The sequence below is a fragment of the Flammeovirga aprica JL-4 genome, assembly GCF_012844305.1.
Classification (GTDB): domain Bacteria; phylum Bacteroidota; class Bacteroidia; order Cytophagales; family Flammeovirgaceae; genus Flammeovirga; species Flammeovirga aprica.
The window spans coordinates 1-4,833 of sequence record NZ_JABANE010000219.1 but is presented as its reverse complement, the minus strand read 5'-3'; the positions used below and the strand labels follow the sequence as shown (position 1 = coordinate 4,833).

General features: G+C 32.5%; 4 protein-coding genes and 1 riboswitch. Of the genes, 1 reads left to right on the top strand and 3 read right to left on the bottom strand.

Annotated elements, in window-relative coordinates; genetic code table 11:
- Positions 1-512: 512 nt before the first annotated feature.
- Positions 513-767 (bottom strand): hypothetical protein, encoded by a 255-nt coding sequence (locus HHU12_RS33080; protein WP_169661006.1) that lies wholly within the window; start codon positions 765-767, stop codon positions 513-515.
- A gap of 263 nt (positions 768-1,030) precedes the next feature.
- A riboswitch (cobalamin riboswitch) is annotated at positions 1,031-1,204 on the top strand.
- A gap of 109 nt (positions 1,205-1,313) precedes the next feature.
- Here HHU12_RS33080 and nrdD point away from each other — a divergent pair.
- Positions 1,314-3,152, top strand: a complete 1,839-nt coding sequence (nrdD, locus tag HHU12_RS33075; RefSeq protein ID WP_169661005.1) for an anaerobic ribonucleoside-triphosphate reductase — start codon at positions 1,314-1,316, stop codon at positions 3,150-3,152.
- 112 nt (positions 3,153-3,264) lie between these two features.
- On the opposite strand, the gene HHU12_RS33070 is transcribed toward nrdD, so the two are convergent.
- Both HHU12_RS33070 and HHU12_RS33065 read right to left on the bottom strand, forming a co-directional pair.
- Positions 3,265-4,221: a DUF898 family protein gene (locus tag HHU12_RS33070; RefSeq protein WP_169661004.1), complete on the bottom strand. Its 957-nt coding sequence runs from the start codon at positions 4,219-4,221 to the stop codon at positions 3,265-3,267.
- 153 nt (positions 4,222-4,374) lie between these two features.
- The gene (locus HHU12_RS33065; RefSeq protein WP_169661003.1) at positions 4,375-4,782 is read right to left on the bottom strand and encodes a P-loop NTPase family protein; all 408 of its coding nucleotides are present in this window, start codon (positions 4,780-4,782) and stop codon (positions 4,375-4,377) included.
- Positions 4,783-4,833 lie beyond the last annotated feature (51 nt).

The following is a 4,833-nucleotide window of genomic DNA, read 5'->3' as shown; positions in this document are numbered from 1 at the left end:
GAAAGGAGAGAGTATACTTGAGGCTTTTATAACGCTTGCTTCGTTGAAAATTCCTATTGCTGAGTAGTTACAATTTATGAAATTAATTACTACGTTTTTTCTGATTGTACTCATCAATTTACATTTTGTGAAATGTTTGTACCTACTTTTAAAAACAGCGGAAAATGTTACTCTAAAATAAAATCACCTTCTTTATAAGGCCACTTCTTATAATTAATAAGTATAAAATTTAGGTTTTGGAGTTCTAGTTTTGTCATATTACGACTCTTACTAATAAGCTTATCCAATTCATTATTGTCAAAATACTCAATCTTATATAATCCTTTATCTCTATTGTAAAAGAGGAGCCTTTCATGATAAATATCTATAATTGATGTACTAGGATAAATGATTGTATGATAAGTTAAAGTTTGCTTTATGATGCATTCTTCATGATCAACTCTTTCATTATTTATTAATACGGTAGATGAAATAGACCTACCTCCAACCCAATTACTAAAAACCGTTTCTCCTTAAAAAAACAACTCTTTATTATCTGATAATCTAACTAACGGAACTAACTCAAGGTCATTTAAACCAGGAATATAAAAAGCCATAAATAATGTATCGTTTCTAATACCTGTACATAAAGCACCTGATTTAAAATTGATAATTTCATTCTCAACTATCAAATCATTAAAAGATTTATGAAATGGATCTTCTGCTGTTACCTGAGTTAATCCAATAGTTGGAAAAGGAAATAATACTAGAATTAATAGTTTGTTCATTTTTATGCTATTCAACTTTCTTCTCTATCTAAGTCACCTCTTTACTCCTATAATTAGTTTTTTAAGGTAATAAACTTCCATCTATAAGAGTATAATAGATTCTTCAATTTAGTTTACACCACAATTTAAAAGACAATTTCTTCCTCACAAAAATTAATAGCACAATTCCAAGAACTTCAATAGTTCCAAACTTCATTTTCAAGCGCTTATCATTTGCAATATTATTTCAGTGATTGTCATCAACACTTTTCAGAAAAAGAAACGACACTTTTGTTGTGCATGGTGCCTAAGTGGAATAATAGGGAATTCAGTGCAAAGCTGAAACTGTACTCGCAGCTGTAAATCTTTTAATGAATATCTAAAGACCATTGCTATAATGTGAGAAGGTTGATATTTCGGAGATAAGTCAGAAGACCTACCAAGCAGTAGTTATGTATCTACTTCGAGTTTAAAGTATTTACATCAATGATAGGATCTTTCTGTGCCTTTTATTATGCACTTCCAAACAACGCGCCTTGTGTTTTGTATATCTATTAATCAAAAGACATGGTAAACTTTCAAGATAGTAAGCTATTAAAATTTGCGAATGAGGCCATTAACCTCACGAATGTTGAGAACGAAAACGCCAATATGCCCGAAGGTGTTTTTACTGCTAAACTAACAAGAATGTCAGGTGAGATTTCAAAAGAATATGCTAAATCTTATCTCCTTCCTGAAAAACACCTGAGAATGCATGAGGAAGGCTGGATCTATATTCATGACTTTAGTTCTTATGCTGTGGGAATGCAAAACTGTATGTTCATTGATATTGGAGATATATTGAGCAGACCAATCTACACCACAAATGGTACTATGCGCCCTCCGCAAAGTATCCGCTCTGCATTACAGGTAACGGCTGTGGTTTTACAATGTCAGAGTAATGCTCAGTTTGGAGGAATTGCTATCAATGCTTTCGATTTTCATATGGCTACTTTTATTAAAAAAAGTTATGAAAAGCATTTGAAAGTGGCGAATAAGTATGCTATTCCTAACGAAGAAAAATATGCTTGGGATCAGACAACTGAAGAAACAAAACAAGCTTGTGAGGCTTTCCTTCATAATTTGAACCACTTGGAAAGTAGAGCAGGAAATCAGCTGCCTTTTGTTTCTATTAATTATGGATGCGATACTTCTAAAGAAGGACGTTTATTTATCGAATGTCTGTTAGAGGCTACTATGGAAGGGATTGGCGATCAGAAAACGACTCCTATTTTCCCAATTCAGATTTGGCAGTACCGTAAGGAAAATGGAAAGATTATCAACGAAGATCTTTTCCGTCAAGCAAATGAATGTTCTATTAAAAGGGTTTATCCTAACTATGTCAATACACATCAGGAAGTGTATGATGTTTTGGATGAAGAAGGAAACATTATACCTGACCTGATCCCTGCCACTATGGGCTGTAGAACGCGTTTGGGTAAGAATTTACATGGAAGTAATGGTAAATCTGGACGTGGAAACCTTTCTCCTGTTACGATGAACTTGCCCAAATATGCTATGGAATCATCTTCATGGGAAGAATTTTCTAAGTTGGTGATGGAAATGGCTTATACGGGGATTGATATGATGGAATGTCGTCTACGTTGGCAACGAAAACAACTGATGGGATCGGCTCCGTTCATGTATAAAAACAAGATCTGGAAACATGATCAAGAATATAATGAGAAAGCCAAAATCGGTGAAGTATTGTATTCTGGCACATTGGCTTTAGGTTTTATTGGTCTTGCGGAAGCTTTGTTGATTTTAGAAGGAAAACATCATGGCGAGAGTGAAGAATCACAAGCAAAAGCTTTAAAATTGATGAAGGATTTACATCAGTTCTGTGATGTGGAGAGTGGAAGAAGACGCTTGAATATTTCACTTTATGCTACTCCTGCTGAGAGTTTATGCCACACTTTTGCAAAAAAACTACAGGAACAATACGGAAGAGTAAAAGGTATTTTCGATAAAGAATTTATTACGAACTCTTATCACGTTCCGGTATGGCATGAAATCAATTATGTGGATAAGATAGCTATTGAAGCTCCCTATCATCAGCATTGTACAGGTGGTTCTATCACCTATGTTGAACTCCGTTCTGAAATTTCTAAAACACCACACTTGTATAAGAACTTAGTGGAAGGTGCAATGGAGGAAGGCGTTTACTACTTCGCTACGAATATTCAGAAAGACAGGTGTCTGAGCTGTAATCATGAAGGCCTTTTTGATGATTTGAAATGTAAAAAGTGTGGTTCAAAAGAAATTATCACGCTTCGTAGAGTTACCGGATATATCACTGGTGCCTACCACAAAGTATTTAATAATGGAAAGAAAGATGAAGTAAGAAATAGAGTGAAGCATTACTAAGGTCTGATACTTTAAAGCTTTTATATTCAAAATTTCAAACTAAAAAGAAAGGTCACATCAATTGTAAACTGATGTGACCTTTCTCTTAATACAAAGCTGAAAAGGATTGGGTTTAAAAAACGGCGTCTACTCCTTCATCTAAACTCATACCCAAGTTATTTACATATTGATCATCATATGAAGGAGATTGCTCAAAAGATTCAAAATCAACATCTCCCTCAATTGAAAGTGTTTCAATAAATAATTGTTTTGACTTTAGGATTGCATACGGTAAACCTAATCCAAATGTTAAAAGAGTGATAAGTGTAAATGTAACCACGTTAATGAATATATCACCCCCTCCGATTCTTGACTTTACCTCAATTTCTTTCCCATCTTGATAAAGTTTTATATTTTCATGGAAAAACTTGATGACATTTGCTCTATGTTGGAATAAATAAATACCAAAAGTAACCATGGTCAACAGAATTCCTTTTAACATAATACCGAATAACTGTCCACCTTTACCTTCAAATCTGATATCTATATTACCGATTCTAGTGTTATCACAAAGGTGACGTGTCAGGTTTGTGATGTACCATGGGAAATAGATAAAAAATGTACATAACAGTAGAACACCTTCTTTTGCAAATTCAATTAGGAAAGCTTTAAAATCTGAGTCATAAAAAAAACGTTTGTCCATGTAAGACGTTTTGGCCATATCATACTTCCAAGAGTTATGAATAACATAAGGTAAAGAAAGAATCATTAGTGCATAAAAAACCAATACACTTATAGCCAAAAGAATATCAAGACCGTTGTGAGAAAGAAATGAAAAATAAAAAGATACTGATATAAACAGCACAAATATTTTTAGAAAACCTAAAAATAGTTCTTTCCCTGTGCCATGGTAAGCAAAATTATTACCTGCCAAATTGATACTTGAATTGATATATTTTTTTTCGGACACAATTGCCCATGGAATATAAAAACCAAGTGTGAAGGTAATTAAGAAAAAGTTCTTGATTACAAGTAGGTAATAGTCACCAGAACTAAAGTTAAAATAAAATGGATGTCGTTGTTTGCTCATTTTAAATTTGATGTTAAAAATAATTTAAAGTTTTTGTCTTGTTTTGTTTCAGCTGTGAATTATGTAATATAAAATTAAAGAAATTAAATTGAAAACATAGTATGAAATATATTAATTTAGATCATGATCGAAATATATGTTTCAATCATGTTACTATAGAAGATCTAAAATCCCAGAATCTTGAAATAGCTTCTCTCCTAACTTTACTTTTGAAATACCTTCCACCACTGTGTAATCAAATTGTATTTTATCTTCTGTCAATTTAGCCAAAGGATGATAAAAACCAATCTTCTCATTTTCCTTCAAATGTTCAATTTCCAAATGGGTAGAAATCATAAAGAATGAAGGTTGCTGTAGTTTTAAATTTGTGAATAGATATTTTATCAGCTTTGAAGCTTCCTCTGGATTTGTCGTATTAAACAATTCATCAAAAACACCAAAAACAGATTTTGATTCATTATTTGAGGAGATAAATTCTTTAACTGAAAGAATCTCTTGAGTTTGACACTTGAAAACAATAAAAAACACATTATCAACTATGTATGTAAAAGCGTGTCTCACTACACTATTTCTGTAAGTAGTTAATAATGTGACCTTTAGATGTTATACTTG